The following is a 16,662-nucleotide window of genomic DNA, read 5'->3' as shown; positions in this document are numbered from 1 at the left end:
CCGCGGATGGCAAGGTGGTCCAACTGGGCCGGGAACCAATCGGCCGACGGGGTTACCGTCGTCAATCCCCGCAGTACCGAGGAAGTAGCGGAAGCCGTCCGCCGAGCGGCCGGTGCAAAGCAGCGGGTCAAGCCGATAGGGGCCGGCCATTCGTTCACGGCGATCGGCAGGCCGGAAGGCACACAACTGGTCCTCGACAACCTGACCGGCCTCCGCTCGGTCGACAGGGCCTCGGGAGCGGTGACCGTCGAAGCGGGCACCCGCTTGCACCGGCTCAACGAGTTGCTCGCCGGCGAGGGGCTCGCCATGACGAACCTCGGCGACATCGATGTGCAGACGATCGCCGGGGCGGTCTCCACGGGCACACACGGCACCGGGAGCCGGTTCGGCGGGATCGCCACCCAGGTCGTTGGCCTGGAGATCGTGGCAGCCGACGGCTCGGTCCTCACCTGCTCCCCTACCCAACGACCCGATCTCTGGTCCGCAGCACGCGTCGGTCTGGGAGCGCTCGGTGTGATCACCGCCATCACCCTCCAGACCGTCCCGCTCTTCGCCCTGCGTGCCGAAGAGGGTCCGATGCCACTCGACGAGCTGCTTTCCCGCTTCGACGAACTGGCCGAGGAGTACGACCACTTCGAGGCGTACTGGTTCCCCCACACGACTTCGACCCTGACCAAACGCAACACCCGGAGGCCACTTCAGCAGGGCCTCGAGCCTCTGCCGAAATGGAAGGAGTGGCTGGACGACGAGTTCCTCTCGAACACGGTCTTCGGCTGGACGATCGCCGCTGGGCGACGACGTGCCTCGCTGATCCGCCCGGCGAACCGGATCGCATCGAAGGCCCTCGGCTCCCGCACGTTCACCGACCTCTCCTACAAGGTGTTCACCTCACCGCGGCGAGTGCGTTTCTGCGAGATGGAATACGCCATACCGCGCGAGGTCGCGATCCAAGCCATCACGGAAGTGGTGTCCGCAGTGGATTCGAGCGGCATGAACATCTCGTTTCCCGTAGAACTTCGCGTGGCCGCCGGCGACGACATCCCGTTGTCCACGGCGTCGGGCAGGGACTCCGCTTACATTGCGTTCCACGTGCCGGCCGGGGTCGACCACCGCGACTACTTCGCGCTGGTCGGCCGGATCCTCGACGGCTACAGCGGCCGCCCTCATTGGGGGAAGCTTCACACCCTCGACGCCGAAACCCTCCGGCAGCGCTACCCGCGCTTTGATGAGTTCGTCGCTATCCGCGATTCGCTCGACCCGACCGGAGTGTTCACCAACTCCTACCTCGACACCGTTCTCGGCTCACCGCCTGACGGGACCGCGAGCGGCTGACGACCTGAACCGGCTCGGTCCGACCACCTGGTTCCTGCCCGCCTCCTTGCCGCGCAGCAGCAGGTGGTTCGCGGCCTCGAACGCCGCGTCGGCGGTCGTGTAGCGCGCGTCGGATCCGATGACACCGGCCGTGATCGTCACGACTCCGGGGCGGTTGTTGAGGTGCTCGATGCGAAGGCCCTGCACCTTCACACGGATGCGCTCGGCAACTGACGTCCCCTCCTCCGCACTCGCTCCCGGAAGCAGAACGGTGAACTCCTCGCCTCCGTACCGGTAGGCGCGGTCTTCCTGCCGGATGGTCGCGGATATGGTGTCGGCAACGGCGCGGATCGCCCGATTGCCCGCGAGATACAAGTAGCGGCTGTTGTAGCCGTGGAACCGGTCGATGTCGATCAGCATGAGCGCGTACGGCTCCCCCATCTCGACGAACCGGGCGTGAAGTGAGGCGTGATCGTCCTCGAAGGCGGCGCAGTTCGGAAGGCCGGTTCGGGCGTCGACCGTGGCGGCCTCGGCGAGCGCCTCGTTCTCCTGCCTGAGGACTCCCAACCGCATCGCCAGGACGTCCGCCTCGCGTTTACGGACGAGTGCCCAGTCGTCGAACTCCTCGCAGTAGAGCACCACCCGGCCGCCTCCCGATGCTTTCGCTCGGTACATGGCCGCGTCGCCGTCGCGGAGGACGCCCTCAGGCCGCCGGCGGTCGCGCAGGACCGCGACACCGATAGATGCGGATATCTGCACCTGGGACATGCCGAGGTGGATCGGCTCGCTAACCGACTCCAGGATCCTCTCCGCGATCCTCGACGCCTCGTCAGCGGAGGTCCGGTCGAGCAGGACAGCGAACTCGTCTCCCCCGACCCGAAACGACGTCCCCGCCCCGCCCACCACCCCTGCCATCCTCGTCGCTACCAAACGCAGGACCGTGTCGCCGGCGTGATGCCCGTGACCGTCGTTGACCCGCTTGAACGCGTCGAGGTCTAGCGAGAGCACCGCTGGTCTCGGGCCGTCCAGGGAAGCTGATCCCACCGCTTGCGCGAGCCGTTCGAGGAGGCTGAACCGATTGCTCAGCCCGGTCAACCCGTCCGAATAGAGCAGGTTCTGGGATTGGCTTTCGCGCTCGGCCCACGTCGTCACGTCGTGGACGACCACCACGTAGCCGTCCAGCTCCGGAATGTCCCTCTTGTCATGGCCCACCATCTCGACACGGCGCGGCGCGGAGCCGTCAACCGGCACGGAGCACACGAAACGAACCGGCGAGCCGCCGGAGTTGCCCACTCGGTCGAGAAAAGACGCCGCCGCCGCGGCGTCGGCAATATCGATCAGGTCGGGCAAGGCGCCGTGGGCGCCGTCGAACAGCTGGCGTGCTGCCGGAGTAGCCCATCGGACCTGCAGGTCGTCGGCCACAAGGAGAACCGCCACCTCGCCGTGTTCGACCACGGCCTGAGCGAACAACTCGAAGTCGTCCAAGCGAGCTCCCCTCCACGTCGCCCTTCGCGTGGTATCGGCAACGTGGCGGCACGCCTTGAGATGGTTCTTCGAACATTTCTGGTCTTTCATCCGAGCCGGTCGATCTAGGTTTCGACGCGTGCTCGCCCACAAGATCGTCGGAAACGCAATGCAGCAGGTTGTCTGCCAGGTCGAGGCAGGACAGACCGTCTACGGAGAACCTGGGAAGTTCCTCTGGAAGACGCCGAACGTAACCCTTGAGACCAGGCTCACGACGCCCGCTGGCAACCAGGCGGGCGGACCCGCCGCCAAATCGGGATTCCTGCAGAAGGCGATGGATGTCGGAAAGCGGGTGCTGGCCGGGGAGCACCTCGCCTTCCAGTACTTCACGCCGGTGGGCGGGAGCGGATTGGTGACCTTCGCGGGCGTGATGCCGGGGGAGGTCCGAGCTCTTGAGCTCGACGGCTCGTCCGGATGGCTCACCGAGCGTGGCACCTTCGTCGCCGCCGAGGCGTCCGTGAACTTCGACATTGCGCTGAACGGGCTGCGCACCGGCCTGCGGTCCGGGCAGGGTTTCGTGCTGGAGAAGTTCACCGGCCAGGGAACCCTACTCATAGCAGCCGCGGGCAACTTCATCGAGCTCAACCCGGCGAAGTACGGCGGGAAGATCCAGGTCCACGCCGGGTGCGTGGCCGCGTTCCAGGACTGCCTCACCTTCGGCGTGGAGCGCGTCGGGGGTCTTAGCGCGCAGACAGCGATGACGGCTCTGTTCGGCGCTGAGGGGATCAACCTGGTGACCCTCGAGGGCGACGGTGTGGTCCTGCTGCAGTCCGTGACGATCGAGGCGCTGGCCCACGCGCTGCAACAGCACATGGTTGCGCCAGGCGAGGAGCGCAAAGGGGGGTTGGGCGGGATCCTGGAGGGACGTCTGTGATCCCCAACCCGACGGACCGCGCATGAACACACGATTCAGGAGGTAACAGGCATGGGCCTAATGGACAAGGTCAAGCAGCAAGCGGAGCAGGCGCTGAGCAAGGCCCAGCAGGGCGTGGCGCAGGGACAGGCAAAACTCGACGAGGTACAAGCGAAGCGCCAGATCGACGCTCTCTTCCGCGACCTCGGCGCCGCGTACTACGCGGTTGAGAGGCAGGGCGGCCCCGCTGACGACGTGGCCAAGGCACTCGCGGCCGTCGACGAGCACGTGGCGGCACAAGGGCCCGTCGCCACCGCGAACACCACCACTACGGACGCCGATGCCGGTGCACCGGCAGGCGACTACAGCCTGGGCGACCTCTAGACCTTTTCCGTGGCGGCGCAACTCACCCGCCGGGCGTTACTGCGCGGCGGGGGCGCCGTAGGCCTCGCAACCCTGATCCCTGCCGAGATCCTCGCGGCATGCGGGACGAACCCCCCGCCCAACCCGTTCAGCGACCATCAGATGTCGCTGCTCACCGAGTCAACCGCGCGCCTCATACCGGGCCCGCAGGACGACCCGGCCGAACTGGGTCATCCCGGCGCGCGGGAAGCGGACGCTGCCAGATACATCGCCACCCTCGTCGGCGCCTTGGCCTACAACCCTCCGCGCGTGTACGCCGGCGGCCCCTTCTCGAACCGATCCGGGGCTGCGCATGACGACATGGCCGACTTCCTGACGCCCAGCCGCACCACCAGGAGCGCGTGGCGCGACCGCCTGGCGGCCATCCGTGACAGCTACATGACGGGCCTGGCCGAACTGGATCGCAGAGCGCGCACGGTCGGGGTCGCGGACTTCCTGACCCTCGAGGCGGCAGCGAAGGATCGTGTCCTCGCCACCAACTTCAAGGTCGCCCGGTTGCCGGGCGAGTTCTCGGGCTTCACCGACATGCTCTTCCACCACTCCATCGAGGGCACCTACAGCGCTCCCGAGTACGGAGGGAACCATGGGCTCGCCGGCTGGAGGGATGTCGGGTTCCGCGGAGACATGCAACCCCGCGGGTACACGGCGGAGGAGGTATCCGCGCCCCTCAATGACACCAGGCTCGTGCCGGGCCCAGCCGTAGCAGCCCTCCTCGAGATACTGAGTGCCACCTCGCCTCCACCGATGCACGCACCGTGAAGGCCATAGTCGTCGGAAGCGGAGCCGGCGGGTCCGTCGCTGCCATGACGCTCGCGCAACGAGGACTGGATGTCGTCGTATTGGAGAAGGGTGACAGCTGGTTCGACGATCTCGCCAAGAGTGACCCCCGGACCAGGTTCTCCAACGACGACCTCAAACGGAACCGTGCCTTTGCCCGCCCGGACCCCGACTCGGATCCACGGACGTACAGATGGACCGCCAGGGACAAGGAACCGCGTCACGTCGGGGAGGTGCAGAGCCTCCTGCAGACTGTCGGCGGAGGAACGGTCCACTGGGGAGCCGACACGCCGCGGTACTGGGACATCGACTTCGAGAAGCTCTCGCTTCTGGGTCCGGCCCCGGGCGCGGAGATCTCCAACTGGCCGTTCACCTACGCGGAGATCGCGCCCTTCTATGACGAAGTCGAGGAACTGATCGGGGTTGCGGGAGACGTCAGCTCCCTCCCTGAGCTCGTGTTGAGGCACGCCCCACGCGACAGGCCGCTTCCGATGCCGGCGGGTCCGGCGCAGTATTCCTCCGCCCTGGCTGCCGTGGGCTGCTCGCGATTCGGCCTGCATCCCTTCCCCGTTCCCATGGCGATCAACAGCCGCCCCTACGACGGCAGGCCGGTGTGCAACAACTGCAACTTCTGCTCAGGGTACGGCTGTCCAATAAATGCTCGCTCCGGTGCTCTCGCCCCGCTGCGCAAGGCCGTCCTCGCCGGCGCCGAAGTGCGACCGCTCGCCCGGGCCGTAGGGGTGCTCACCTCCGGGCGGAAGGTGACCGGCGTCCGTTGGGCGGACGACAACGGCGGGACCCACACCGAGGCAGCGGACATCGTCGTGCTGGCCGCCATGGCGATCGAGTCGTCACGCCTCGCGAAGCTCTCGAACCTGCCCGATCCGCACGCGACGGTCGGAACCTGCCTGATGATGCACTGGTTCACAGACGGCACCGGCATTTTCCTCGACTACTCGCCCGGCGCGGAGCGGGGTCGTTCCATCACCCACGATTGCGACGACTTCGCGGACCCGGACTACCCGGGAGCGCGCGAGGCAGCCAGAGCGGCGGGGCTTCCCTATTTCCGGGGGGGCGGCATGGAGCTCGGCGGATCGCAGAGCCTCCTCGACGAGGCTTCGACCTACCGGGGCTTGATGCCGATCATCTCCCCCTCGAAGCCGTTCGGCGCCGAGTTCAAGCGGCTGATGAGGGCGAGCATCCTGCGCAACCGGCTGTGCGGGATATCGATGATGGGCGAGGACCTGCCCTACAGGACCAATACGGTCGATCTGGACCCCAAGGTTCGCGACTTCGCCGGTGTCCCGGTCGCCAGGATCACCTACAGCCCCGGTGCACACGAGCTCGCCGCCCAACGCTTCTACATGCCTCGGATCGCCCAGATCATGCGCGAGGCGGGAGCCACCTACGCGACAGCCGTGTCCAACGCCGAGTCCAGCGAGACACCCGTCGCCGGCAACGCGGTCCCGTCGACGCAGCACGTGATGGGTGGACTGCGCATGGGTACCGACGAGACGGTGAGCTGCACAGACGCGGTCGGTCGCTATCACCAACTGGACAACCTCTTCGTCGCGGACGGGAGCGTGTTCCCGACGTCGGGGGGTCACAACCCGACTCTGACGATCATGGCGACGGCGCTGAGAAACTCCCGGCGTTGGGTGTAGGGGTGCTGCTGTATCGCGTCAGGAGCCGGCCGTGTTGCGTGCTCCTTCGTTCAGGAAGTCGACCGCCCGTTGGATGGGGTTGTCGGCCTTGAGGATCTCGGATGACCTGATCAGCGCTCCGAAGGGGGCATTCCAGTAAGACGGGTCACCTGGGCGTTCATTTCCCCACGGCCCGAAGTAGGCATAGGGCTCGGGTTCGAACGCGTCCCCCGGTGAGAAACCGATGTTGGCCCGTGACCCGGTCGGCAACGCGACATTCGAGCCGGCGTCGAAGTGTTCGGGCCACAGCTGGATTGTGGCGGCATCAGCCTCGGGCCCGAGTCCGAAGATGAATCCGTCGAGCACCTTCCAACCGAGGGCGAACCACTCGGCCATTCGGCTGGCGGCGCCCGAATCGAGGCGAATCTCGCCGTCGGCATCCCCGAGCGCCGGCGTGCCGCCGCCGGCGGAGAACTCGGCCTCAAGGTCGGTTCCCACGAACGACGACAGCTGCCGGAGCGTCGATCCGTTGATCGGCATGGTCCGAACCTTGCCGCCCACCTCGTGGACGAGCGCGCGGCCCGCTGTACGGACCACCTCGAACTGCAGACCGAACGTCGGCGTTCCGAAACCGCCCGGGGTGGCCCGCAGACCGAACCGGCCTGCCGACTCGTAGCGGCGCCGGGCGAGCACGTGGGCCGCTACGCTATGGAGCGCCTCGCGGGTGTCCCGGTGGGCGGCCGGTGAGATCATTCGCCGGTCGTTCCGTCGATCACTTCGCGCAGAAGGTCGGCGTGCCCGTTGTGCCGCGCGTACTCCTCGATCATGTGGACGAAGATCCACCGGATGTCCCGCACCCTCTCCGGGTGGTCCCCCCTGCTGGGTACTACCTCGTCGAGCGGCCGTCCGGCAACGGCGGCCCCGGCCGCCTCGCACTCCTTCACGAATGCCTCCAAGTCCGCCTTGGCGTCGGCCTGCTCCACTTCCTCGAAGTCGAGCCCGACTGCGTCCGGGTCGTACGGGAAGCCGATGTCCTCTCGCCCAGCGTGCATCCGGAACCACCAGCGCTCCACTTCGACCATATGTCGGACGAGACCGAGCAACGAGAGCCTCGACGGCGGGATCGCCCGCTGCTTCAGCTGCTCGGCAGTCAGGCCTGCGCATTTCATCAGCAAGGTGGCCCGGTGGTAGTCGAGCCATTGCTCGAGGCTGGTTCGTTCGCCGGACACGAGTTCCGGCTCGGCTCGGTCCATGGCCGGCGCGACCCATGAGTCAGTCATGGCACCATTCTCGTCCTGCGCGAGACGTGTTACGCAGGTGGTGGAGCCAAGGTGGGCAGAGTCTTGATCCGTTCACTTCTCTCCGACCGCTACCGGGAGGCCGGCCAGCCGCCATTCGGGCATACCGTCTTCTAGGCGACGGCCTAGTCCTCTTGGCGGCGAGGACCGCCGATCAGCGCCCGCAGGAATAGGTCCACGGCCGTGCGGGTCCGCGACGAGGTATACGAATCGACGAACGCCTCCCACAGCTCGACTTGGCGCTCCGGGGTCACGGCGCCGCGTGATCTCTTCATCGGCTGCATATACCCGCTGGCCGCGATTCATCTCGGAACGGCGGTCGTTTGGCAGCGCGTCAAAACCGCCGGATCGGGGTAGGCATCTGACATGTCCGCCGAGCCCGTCTGTCGCTGGTGCTACGTGATGAGCAGGCACCGCCGCAACGGACCCCTGGGGTCCCTGCGGGTGGCGTTCGACTGCGCCCGCAGCAAGCACCGCCACCCCCTCTTGCAGGCGACCCTACGCAACACCGGACCGAAGATGGAGACCGCCCGGAACGGCAGCTCCAGGAAGGTGAAGGTGGTGCTAGAGGTGACAAGTCAGGGGCAAATGGAGCTACCGCCTCTGCCGACAACTGTCGTGGACGATTTGGTCCTGGCTGCCGAACGGATCCTCGCCGAAGCCTGCGGTTAGCGTCCAGGGAGGACGCAAGCCGCGGGCCAGGGTCTCTCGCTCCCGGCGGTGCGGTGGTCGTCAGCGCAGCGAGTTTGCCTCGAGCAGGAACCCCACCCGGTCCAGTTTGTCAGGCGGCCGATTATGTTCTGGCGGCCCTCCTGGGCAGAGTGGTTCCTCTTCGCAGCCGCTGTCTTGTTGCCCGTTCTCACGATCAGCGTGGCCATCATCGGCTACGACCCGCTTACGGCCGTCAACGACAGCGGTGAGCCGGTGAGCCGCTCCGATGTGTTCGTGGGCACGTTGATGGGGAGCATCGTCGGGCTCAGCACGCCGGCTTTCGTCATCGGCATGGTCGTACGGACGTGGCTTGGGAACGCTTCGCCGCCACGCCGGTCCGTCGGACCTGCGGGCGGCAAGGCAGCGCGCTGATTCGGCCCCGAGGAAGTCCCGACGATTGATCCAAGAGACCGTGTGCACGGCTTGAGCGGGCATCCGACGGCGATGCTGAACGGGTCGAGAGCAATGAGGACGGCTAGCCTCGAAGAAGGCGGCATGCCTACATCACGATGCTCCGAGCGGCGGTCGCTGCGAGGTCCGACCGCGATGTAGTGCCGCTGTCCCGGTCACCGCGCAGACCGCAGAGCGGTCCCCGGCCCAGATGGCGCGCGCGACTGGTCCGTGGGACCGACATCCTCGGGTGGCGGCGATGGCGGCGGCTGCTGACGGCGGCCGAACCAGTGCCAGCGCGCCGCTGCGGCAGCCATCAAGAGGATCAGAAGCCCGGAGATCGCGAGCGACGCCGGCACGCCCAGCGTGTCGCCGAAGTAGTAGGTCACGGCGCCGATGACGTAGCCGAGCTCGGCCACCGAGCCCAGGGTCAGAGCGGGCGTGAACTTCGCGACGACGGCCAACGTCATTACCGTCGTGGCGGTGGCGATCCCTAGCGCGAATCGAAGTCCGCTCGGCTGGTCGATCGTCGCCGGCGCGATGAGCGCCACGAGAAGCCCGAGGGGAAACGCTACGAACCACGGGGCGACGCGACGCCACCATCCGGCTGCCGCCCAGGCGATTCCCATCGCCCACAGCGGTACAACGATCATCCAGCCGCTCGCGTCGGTGATCACGTAGTTGACGATCGAGGCTAGGCCGACGCATGAGGCGCCGAACGCAACCGCCTGCTGGACGCCATGACGATGCAGCACCCACAGGATGACGGCGTACGCCGCGGTCGATGTCGCAATCGTCAGGAACGGCGTCTTCCCACTTGTGTCGAGCAGCAAGTTGACCATTCCGGCCGAACCCGCGAACGCCGCTACCGAAACGGCCCAGGTCACCGCGGCCAGGCGTCGCAGCGCCGGCTCGGTAGATGACAGCACGAACGCGCCGATGCCGAGGAACACCGCGGTGGCGACCGCGAGGATCGCGAACCGTCCCCCTTCGGTGATGTCCGTCCAGTGCTGCTGTGCGAAGGCGAAGGCGCCGGCAAGCACCAGGATCGTGCCGATGTAGCCGATCGCCTCCGTCAGCAGCGAGATCCGCCGTGGTTGCGCCTCCTCGGCCGCCGCCGAAGCTGGCAGTTCGGGCCGATGCTGTCTCATCCAGGCGGCGATCCCAGCGACCACTGCTCCGACAACGAGCAGAAGAACCAATGGCCCGATCATCGTGATCACCTCGACTCCCACCAATACCGCATGGCAGGCGTTGTGACCAGAGCCGAAAGGCCTCAAGGTCAATCCCCGCACATACCTCGGCGTCGACACCGCCGTGGCTGGTGGCGGCCCGGACGCGCGTGCAGGCGACTTGCCAACCTCGTATCCAACGGCGAGCCTCCTGCTGCGACAGCTAAACCTCATCCGCTGTCGGCGTGGGACTGTCGTAGAAGTGCCGCTTCAACACGCTCGGACAACCGCTCGCTCAGGGCATGTAAGCGCAGTTCCTCGCCACCGGCGGCGGACCGCCGAGCGTCGAGGAAGCCTGCCGCGCGCACGGTTCGACCGTGCCTCGCTTGGGTGTCTTCATGGTTCGAGCGCGAACCGGCGGCGCCGGGTGCGCTGTGGCGTGTCTGGGTGGTGTCGCCGGACGGGCACCGGGTTACCGTCCTCGTCGAGTTTCCCGCTCATGCGGCAGCGGGCCGGGACGAGCCGGCCAAGCAGTTGTCCGTGTTTGGCAGCGAGCGCGGTCCAGCCGTCGTCCGTTCTGCCGCCGCGAGACAGAAACGCCTCGTCGCAGATGTCGATCGTGCGCTGGAGCGCCTCGAGGCTGCCCGGGGTGGCGGCGAGAGCGGCGTAGGCGGCAATGAGCCGCGGTGCAATCGCGGTTCAGTCCGAGGATCAGGCATTGTGCACTCCCGACGGTAAGTGCCATCGTGTCGGCGGATGGGAGGGCCGATGCCGGGCGCAGATGAGATCCGAGACGTTCAGCGAGCGACGTGGGCTGGTCTTTCCGCTAGCTGGGAGAAGTGGGATTCGGTCATCATGGACCAACTGGGCCCGGTCGGCGCAGCGATCATCGAATGTCTCGGCGTCGCTGAAGATCAGCAGCATCTCGACATTGCCGCGGGCACGGGTGAGCCCGGTCTGAGCATCGCCAGACTCTCGCCCAGGGGACGCGTCGTGCTCACCGACCTCTCGGCGGAGATGCTCGACGTAGCGGCACGGCGAGCCAGCGCGCTGGGGGTCGCCAATATCGAGACGAAGGTCTGCAGCGCCGATGACCTGCCGTTCAACGATGCCGCATTCGACAGTGTCTCCGTGCGCTTTGGGTACATGTTCTTTCCCGACGTGGCCAAGGCGACGGCCGAGTTCTCCCGGGTGCTCAAGCCGGGCGGACGTATCTGCTCGTCGGTGTGGGTCAAGCCCGAGGAAAATCCGTGGACGACGATTGTCATGCAGGCAATCGCGACCGAGGCGGCATTGCCGTCACCCGATCCGGACCAGCCGGGTATGTATCGGTTTGCAGCTCGGGGATTGGTCACTGCCCTCTACGAGAGCACGGGGTTCCGCGATGTTGTCGAGTGGGACGTCGGCGTTGAACTGGTGACCCGATCTCCCGAGCAGTACTGGGAAATGATCAGCGAGCACGTCTCACTCGCTGCGGCGGCGCTTCAGCGGGTCGAGGGGTCGGCGCGGGAGCGAATACGGGTAAACGCCATTGCGAAGGTGAGGGAGTTCGAGAAGGACGGCCAGGTCCGCGTCCCAGGCGTGGCCCGCTGCATCGTGGGAACGAAACCAGGCTCTAGGGGCACCCGCCCACGCGACGGCTCCCGACTCCCCACCGCAGGCTGACCCATCCAGCCGCAGGCCGGGGCGGCGCCATAACAGTCCCTCTTGGTCGCCACCAGACACCGCATGCTGTTGGGTCACGCGCGACCGAGTCGGCGATACCGAATGGTTTCGGGGGCTGGTTGAGTCAGCGATTCGCGTCGCAGATCGGCGCCCTCAGATGGTGACGACTTGCAGGAGCTGCTCAAGGCCTCGGAAGTCCTCGGGGTTGCGGGTGTATAGCGGCAGTGACGATGCGTGGGCGGTGGCAGCGATGAGCAGGTCCACGGCCCGAGGACCGCGAGCTTTGCGGCCGGAGGCCGAGACGGCAGAGTAGATCCGTCCGTAGGATCGAGCAGCCTCGGCGTCGAATGGCAACGGGTCGAACGCCGCCTCGGTGCGCTGCAGCCGGTCTTGTCTACGAGCGCGTTCCTCGGCGTCGTCGGTGGCGTGGGGACCGGCAGCCAGCTCGGCCAGCGTGAGGGAACTGATGGCCACCTCGACAGGCAGGTCCGCTGAGTCGAGTTCTTCCAAATCGATGACTACCGATGTGTCGATGAGTCCCCTCGGGGGGCGAGTCGTGGTTTCAACCACGTGGGCTCAGGTCCTGAGAGACCACTCGGTCGAGGTCGTCACGCAGCTTGTCCAGATCGACTGCGGGGGCGTGGCGGAACAGTGCCACAGCGGTGTCGGAGCGAACGAAGCGGTGCCGGCGAAGCGGTGACAGTTCGCCAACGGGGACTCCGTTGCGAGTCACGATGAAAGACTCGCCCTCGTCGAGCTGTCGCATGATCTCCCCACTGTCGTTGCGCAGCTCCCGCTGAGTGATCTCTCTGGCCATACCGGCAGCGTAGCACGTGGTGCTACACTCGACGTCGCCGCTCGTCGGACGACGTCTGCGGCCAGGAAGTAAGCGCCGAACGCGAGCGCATCCGATTAGGTCGACAGCTTGACCGGAGACGCTAAATCGGCGATAAGCGCCTAACTGCGACGCCGGCCGATGATCGACGCCACCAAGGCGAACGGACCGAACAGCAAGCCCAAGGCGATCCAGCCGAGAAGCGACCTGCCTTTGCTGTAGGCAACCAGAGCACCGATGAGCCCCAGCAGAACAAACGCTCTCGGAGCTAGATGTGCTGCCACAGGGGTGATCGTAATGTTCGATCTTGCGCACATCCGAGTCGATGACGGCCTGCCTGCGGATTCCGGCGGTTTTCGTACACCTATTCCGATCGTTTTCGTACAGCGATTCCGGTGTTTCGTACACCGTGTCGGGGAGGCTTGTAGTGCTGGCGTGAGGTGAGGAGGGCAGCCGGTTGGTTGCCTGGCTGTGAGCTTGGGGTGCCCGGGTTCGGGTCCACCACCTGGCGAAGAGTCGGTGTCAACCCTGCCTCGAACTGTTCCCGACTGTTCGAGGCGACCCGGTGCCCAGACCCCGCTGCGACATGCGCAAGATCCGAGAAGTTCTGCGTCTCACTTTTGGGGAAGGGCGGTCGCGCCGCCAGGTCGCCGCGGCGACTGGTGTGCCGGTCATGACGGTGTGGGTTGCATCCGACGGGCGACATTGGCTGGGCTTTCCTGGCCGCTGCCCGACGACGTCGACGACGTGGCGTTGGAGACGTCCTTGTTCCCCCCGACCGCCCCGTCGTCGGTCGCGCCGCCCCCGACCCGACTTCGCCGCCGCGGATGACCTGAACCTTCGGGCGCACAATCCGACCGGCGTCGGGACCACCGAGGAGGCGCGCCGATTTAGCGAGCCTCTCGACCGAAGGTGCCGGCGTTGTTCTGTGCGCGTCTCACCTTGCTACGAGCAGATTTGGAGGGTGAGAGCTGACTACCTGGTGGCGGGTTAGGGGGAGTCTGGGTTGCGGCGGAGGTGACGGGGTGTCCGGCGGGGAGCCGGGGCCGGCAGTTCCGCCGATACCGCGGCGATAGCGGCGTCTAGGACGGCCAAGGTGTCGAGAAGAGCTAGTAGGTCGTCATCGTCGAGGGCTCCCATGACAGCGGTGGCTACCTGTTGGACTTCTGGGAGCATCCGGTCGAGCACGGGGGTGGCGGCTGGGGTGATATCGACTAGGACGCGACGGCGGTCTCCCGGGTCGGCGAGGCGCCGGACGAGGCTGTTGCGTTCGAGTGTGTCGAGCACGGTGGTCATGGTCCCGCTGGTGATGTGCATCCGCGCGCTGACTTCTCCTACCGGGATGGGTCCACCTTGGCCTTCGATGACGGCCAGCGCATTGAGGGCGGCGTGAGACAGCCCGTAGCGGCGGGCTACGCGTGCGACGAGGGCTTCGGCTTTGGCACCGACTACTTCGAGTTGGCGCAGCGCCCGGCTAGCCAGCCACGAGGCTCCGGGGTACTCGCGCTCGAACGCCTCGGCTTCGGGTGGGCGCGTCGAGGCGGCGCCCGTTCGCTTGGCGCCACCTCTCCGGTGCGGAGGTTGCGAGCTCAGGTCAGGCCTCGACGGCTATTTCGATCCTGGCAGGACCCGCGACGCCGGCCCGGCCCATCGCCTCGCGCCCGCGGCAGCGCCGCCGTGCACTCGAAAATCGACAGCAGCCTCTCGCCGCACGCGTCAATGTGGAGAGCGTGACAACGAGTAGCACGGAGGTGATGTTGTGAGCGAGGAACGATGGGGCACCGACGCCGACCTACTCGCCGCTCGCCAGCGCTTCGCCGACCGAATACCCAGGTTCAAGCCACCCGTCGCCTACAGCGTCGCTCGCCTGGACGACGGTCGTCTGACCTTCGGTCATGTCAACGACCCCACCAGTGAGCACCGCCTTCCCGCTGTAGTTCTTGCTTCCTACTGCGGCTACACCAACCGGACGGGCACCTTCCCTCTAAGCACCAAGGACTTCACCTGTGCCGTGGCCGCCCTAGCACCGGCCGAGGCGGCTACCCACTGGGAGCACCCCAATCTGTGGTCGTGGCGACGGCTGCTCGAAGAGGCCGGACCGGAAAGCACGTTCATCGCCTTCTACCTCACCGACCTCGACGAGCCAGTGGCCGATGACCACGATGCTGCCTTCCGGGCCCTCCTTCGAGAAGGCGAGCAGAACATCAGCGCCTCTAGTTACGGAATGCGGCGGATCGGGCGCTCGTAGTCGGCGCTCGGAGCGCTGTGACGCTGCTGGTAGGAGCCGATATCTAGCTACATAATCGCGAGAGCAAAGGCGTCACCCTGCCGGCGGTGCCCATCGTGTGCCGTCGGATGCCGTGAGCACAGTGGTCGCGATGCCCTCCGTTCGGCAGGCATCAAGCAAATGGGGATCGCTGGTAGCGAGATCCGTGTCCGCCTGGCGGGCGGCCTCGGCCGCGATGCAGTCAGCCATGCTGATCGCGCGGCGGCTGCGGTGATAGCGGCGGGCTCTGAACCGTCCGGCGGCGACACCAAGGTCTGAGTTCACGACGATCCCGTCGAGGAGCCCGAGTTGCGCCAAGTCCAAGGCTGCGTTCTCTTCGTCCGCCCCAGCCAGGCGCACCAGATGGTCGAGGACCTCAGCCACTCCCACGGCGGTCAAGGCTGCCTCGCCGGTGTCGAGCAGGCCCCGGACTTCTGTGGCCGCGGGTTCGCCCTTCAGGAAAGCGAGGACAGCGTAGGCGTCGAGGACTGTCACCGCTTGCGAGCAGTATCGGCTCGGCGAGCCTGACGGCGGGCCTCATCAGACGCAGGCCCTCGCCCCCTGTACTTTCCTTCGAGCTCGGCCACCGGACTATCGGAAGCTGGACGCATCACAACTCGATCGCCTAGATCGACGACGATGACCCGACGGGCCTTCCACCGGGCCCGTGTCGTGGCTGGAATGGAGACCTGCCCGTTTTGGGAGACCGTCATCACATGCTCGCCCATCGACATGACCACATTGTATGACATCCCCGGTCCGTTGTATGGCCGGACTGGCGGGAAGCGACCAGGATATCGGGTGCTCCCTGACCGTTTTGGTCCATAGCGTCGATGCCCTCAATCGTGGGGCTCGACGCCCCGGGTCCCACCGACTCGGAGGTGACCAATGCAAACAACACCGTCTGCTTCGCTGGTGGTGTTCGACCCCGCCTTCAGTGACGCAGAGCGTCTCGCAGTAGTCGGGTTCCTCGCCGGATACCGCGGCTTCACCCGCGAGGCGTACTCGCTCGATCTGCGCCAGTTCGTTACATGGTGCGACCGCTACGAGCTGCCGCTGTTCTCGGTTCGTCGGGCAGACACCGAGTGCTACGCCCGCTCCCTAGAAGAACGGGGTCTAGCTCGAGCGACCGTCGCCAGGAGACTGTGCACCGTCGCTGGGTTCTACCGCTACGCCGAAGAAGAAGGCCTCATCTCCGTCTCGCCAGCGGTTCACGTCCGCCGACCTCGTCTCGACTACGAGTCTCACGCGGTCGGCTTGGACCGAAACGAGGTCGGCGCCCTGCTGGTAGCGGCAGGTCTGGGAGCTGCGATCGAGCACGCACTGATTTCTCTTCTGGCCCTCAACGGCCTGCGCGTCTCAGAAGCCACGGGTGCGAACATCGAATCACTGGGTCTCGAACGCGGTCATCGCACCCTCACCGTCCTGCGCAAGGGTGGCAAGGTCGTCACGATCCCTCTCGCACCGCGTACCGCTCGAGCGGTCGACCTTGCCATCGGCGAGCGGACCTGCGGGCCGATCTTCATCGCTGCTGGCGGGAGCCGGCTCGACCGACACGGCGCCGCCCGAATCGTTCGCAAAGTCGCAAGACGGGCAGGTCTGAACAAGCGGATCGGGCCGCACACCCTGCGCCACGCCTTCATCACCGCCGCCTTGGACGCCGGCGTTCCACTGCGCGACGTGCAAGAAGCTGCATCGCACGCAGACCCCCGAACCACCATGCGCTACGACAGGGCCCGGGTCTCCCTCGACCGCCACGCCACCTACATCGTCTCCACCTTCATCGCTGGCGCA

General features: G+C 66.5%; 20 protein-coding genes. 10 read left to right on the top strand and 10 right to left on the bottom strand.

The features are described from left to right. Positions 1 to 6: 6 nt before the first annotated feature. A complete protein-coding gene (locus tag VNF71_12915; protein ID HVA75452.1) occupies positions 7 to 1,332 on the top strand; it encodes a D-arabinono-1,4-lactone oxidase in 1,326 nt (441 codons plus the stop codon). On the opposite strand, the gene VNF71_12910 is transcribed toward VNF71_12915, so the two are convergent. Further along, entirely contained in the window at positions 1,303 to 2,796 is a 1,494-nt protein-coding gene (locus tag VNF71_12910) for a GGDEF domain-containing protein (GenBank protein ID HVA75451.1), read from the bottom strand. The genes VNF71_12915 and VNF71_12910 overlap by 30 nt on opposite strands. 118 nt (positions 2,797 to 2,914) lie before the next feature. Here VNF71_12910 and VNF71_12905 point away from each other — a divergent pair, with 118 nt between their 5' ends. From VNF71_12905 to VNF71_12890, 4 genes are read left to right on the top strand one after another with little or no spacing between them, the layout of a single operon-like run. After that, positions 2,915 to 3,709, top strand: a complete 795-nt coding sequence (locus tag VNF71_12905; GenBank protein ID HVA75450.1) for an AIM24 family protein — start codon at positions 2,915 to 2,917, stop codon at positions 3,707 to 3,709. A gap of 51 nt (positions 3,710 to 3,760) precedes the next feature. After that, positions 3,761 to 4,072, top strand: coding sequence for a hypothetical protein (locus VNF71_12900; protein HVA75449.1), 312 nt, complete (start codon positions 3,761 to 3,763; stop codon positions 4,070 to 4,072). A 9-nt stretch (positions 4,073 to 4,081) separates the two neighbouring features. Next, complete coding sequence (locus tag VNF71_12895) at positions 4,082 to 4,870, top strand: gluconate 2-dehydrogenase subunit 3 family protein (GenBank protein ID HVA75448.1); 789 nt, start codon at positions 4,082 to 4,084, stop codon at positions 4,868 to 4,870. Next, complete coding sequence (locus tag VNF71_12890) at positions 4,867 to 6,552, top strand: GMC family oxidoreductase (GenBank protein HVA75447.1); 1,686 nt, start codon at positions 4,867 to 4,869, stop codon at positions 6,550 to 6,552. Before VNF71_12895 ends, VNF71_12890 begins: the two co-directional genes overlap by 4 nt. Before the next feature lie 18 nt (positions 6,553 to 6,570). Here VNF71_12890 and VNF71_12885 read toward each other — a convergent pair whose 3' ends face one another. From VNF71_12885 to VNF71_12875, 3 genes are all read right to left on the bottom strand, one after another. Then, positions 6,571 to 7,284 carry a hypothetical protein gene (locus VNF71_12885; protein ID HVA75446.1) on the bottom strand — a complete coding sequence of 238 codons (714 nt, stop codon included), beginning with the start codon at positions 7,282 to 7,284 and terminating at the stop codon, positions 6,571 to 6,573. After that, entirely contained in the window at positions 7,281 to 7,811 is a 531-nt protein-coding gene (locus tag VNF71_12880; protein HVA75445.1) for a DinB family protein, read from the bottom strand. The genes VNF71_12885 and VNF71_12880 overlap by 4 nt, the downstream gene beginning before the upstream one ends. A gap of 143 nt (positions 7,812 to 7,954) precedes the next feature. Further along, complete coding sequence (locus VNF71_12875; protein ID HVA75444.1) at positions 7,955 to 8,104, bottom strand: hypothetical protein; 150 nt, start codon at positions 8,102 to 8,104, stop codon at positions 7,955 to 7,957. A 91-nt stretch (positions 8,105 to 8,195) separates the two neighbouring features. Between VNF71_12875 and VNF71_12870 the strand changes: the two genes are divergently transcribed. Both VNF71_12870 and VNF71_12865 read left to right on the top strand, forming a co-directional pair. After that, entirely contained in the window at positions 8,196 to 8,501 is a 306-nt protein-coding gene (locus tag VNF71_12870; protein ID HVA75443.1) for a hypothetical protein, read from the top strand. A gap of 123 nt (positions 8,502 to 8,624) precedes the next feature. Further along, positions 8,625 to 8,912 carry a hypothetical protein gene (locus tag VNF71_12865; GenBank protein ID HVA75442.1) on the top strand — a complete coding sequence of 96 codons (288 nt, stop codon included), beginning with the start codon at positions 8,625 to 8,627 and terminating at the stop codon, positions 8,910 to 8,912. Between the two features lie 194 nt (positions 8,913 to 9,106). On the opposite strand, the gene VNF71_12860 is transcribed toward VNF71_12865, so the two are convergent. Continuing rightward, positions 9,107 to 10,165 carry a hypothetical protein gene (locus VNF71_12860; GenBank protein ID HVA75441.1) on the bottom strand — a complete coding sequence of 353 codons (1,059 nt, stop codon included), beginning with the start codon at positions 10,163 to 10,165 and terminating at the stop codon, positions 9,107 to 9,109. A gap of 705 nt (positions 10,166 to 10,870) precedes the next feature. Here VNF71_12860 and VNF71_12855 point away from each other — a divergent pair. Beyond that, positions 10,871 to 11,767 (top strand): class I SAM-dependent methyltransferase, encoded by an 897-nt coding sequence (locus VNF71_12855; GenBank protein ID HVA75440.1) that lies wholly within the window; start codon positions 10,871 to 10,873, stop codon positions 11,765 to 11,767. Positions 11,768 to 11,920: 153 nt separating this feature from the next. Here VNF71_12855 and VNF71_12850 read toward each other — a convergent pair whose 3' ends face one another. From VNF71_12850 to VNF71_12835, 4 genes are all read right to left on the bottom strand, one after another. Further along, positions 11,921 to 12,337, bottom strand: a complete 417-nt coding sequence (locus VNF71_12850) for a type II toxin-antitoxin system VapC family toxin (GenBank protein ID HVA75439.1) — start codon at positions 12,335 to 12,337, stop codon at positions 11,921 to 11,923. After that, the gene (locus VNF71_12845) at positions 12,330 to 12,584 is read right to left on the bottom strand and encodes a hypothetical protein (protein ID HVA75438.1); all 255 of its coding nucleotides are present in this window, start codon (positions 12,582 to 12,584) and stop codon (positions 12,330 to 12,332) included. Before VNF71_12845 ends, VNF71_12850 begins: the two co-directional genes overlap by 8 nt. A 140-nt stretch (positions 12,585 to 12,724) precedes the next feature. Then, positions 12,725 to 12,886: a hypothetical protein gene (locus VNF71_12840; GenBank protein HVA75437.1), complete on the bottom strand. Its 162-nt coding sequence runs from the start codon at positions 12,884 to 12,886 to the stop codon at positions 12,725 to 12,727. A 706-nt stretch (positions 12,887 to 13,592) separates the two neighbouring features. Continuing rightward, a complete protein-coding gene (locus tag VNF71_12835; protein HVA75436.1) occupies positions 13,593 to 14,000 on the bottom strand; it encodes a MarR family transcriptional regulator in 408 nt (135 codons plus the stop codon). 361 nt (positions 14,001 to 14,361) lie between these two features. Between VNF71_12835 and VNF71_12830 the strand changes: the two genes are divergently transcribed. Then, positions 14,362 to 14,850, top strand: a complete 489-nt coding sequence (locus VNF71_12830) for a hypothetical protein (protein HVA75435.1) — start codon at positions 14,362 to 14,364, stop codon at positions 14,848 to 14,850. A gap of 72 nt (positions 14,851 to 14,922) precedes the next feature. Here VNF71_12830 and VNF71_12825 read toward each other — a convergent pair whose 3' ends face one another. Continuing rightward, the gene (locus tag VNF71_12825) at positions 14,923 to 15,363 is read right to left on the bottom strand and encodes a PIN domain-containing protein (protein HVA75434.1); all 441 of its coding nucleotides are present in this window, start codon (positions 15,361 to 15,363) and stop codon (positions 14,923 to 14,925) included. Between the two features lie 393 nt (positions 15,364 to 15,756). Between VNF71_12825 and VNF71_12820 the strand changes: the two genes are divergently transcribed. Continuing rightward, positions 15,757 to 16,662, top strand: a 906-nt coding sequence (locus VNF71_12820; GenBank protein ID HVA75433.1) for a tyrosine-type recombinase/integrase, incomplete at its 3' end; no start/stop codon positions are given.

This window comes from Acidimicrobiales bacterium, from assembly GCA_035533095.1.
Lineage (GTDB): Bacteria > Actinomycetota > Acidimicrobiia > Acidimicrobiales > Palsa-688 > DATLUM01.
This window is presented reverse-complemented; position numbering and strand designations above follow the sequence as displayed.

What these genes read in the sequence shown, in the direction of transcription:
- VNF71_12900 (HVA75449.1), top strand. Translation starts at nt 3,761, where the DNA reads ATGGGCCTAATGGACAAGGTCAAGCAGCAAGCGGAGCAGGCGCTGAGC.
- VNF71_12865 (HVA75442.1), top strand. Translation starts at nt 8,625, where the DNA reads ATGTTCTGGCGGCCCTCCTGGGCAGAGTGGTTCCTCTTCGCAGCCGCT.
- VNF71_12870 (HVA75443.1), top strand. Translation starts at nt 8,196, where the DNA reads ATGTCCGCCGAGCCCGTCTGTCGCTGGTGCTACGTGATGAGCAGGCAC.
- VNF71_12915 (HVA75452.1), top strand. Translation starts at nt 7, where the DNA reads ATGGCAAGGTGGTCCAACTGGGCCGGGAACCAATCGGCCGACGGGGTT.
- VNF71_12855 (HVA75440.1), top strand. Translation starts at nt 10,871, where the DNA reads ATGCCGGGCGCAGATGAGATCCGAGACGTTCAGCGAGCGACGTGGGCT.
- VNF71_12875 (HVA75444.1), bottom strand. Translation starts at nt 8,104, where the DNA reads ATGAAGAGATCACGCGGCGCCGTGACCCCGGAGCGCCAAGTCGAGCTG.
- VNF71_12880 (HVA75445.1), bottom strand. Translation starts at nt 7,811, where the DNA reads ATGACTGACTCATGGGTCGCGCCGGCCATGGACCGAGCCGAGCCGGAA.
- VNF71_12885 (HVA75446.1), bottom strand. Translation starts at nt 7,284, where the DNA reads ATGATCTCACCGGCCGCCCACCGGGACACCCGCGAGGCGCTCCATAGC.
- VNF71_12845 (HVA75438.1), bottom strand. Translation starts at nt 12,584, where the DNA reads ATGGCCAGAGAGATCACTCAGCGGGAGCTGCGCAACGACAGTGGGGAG.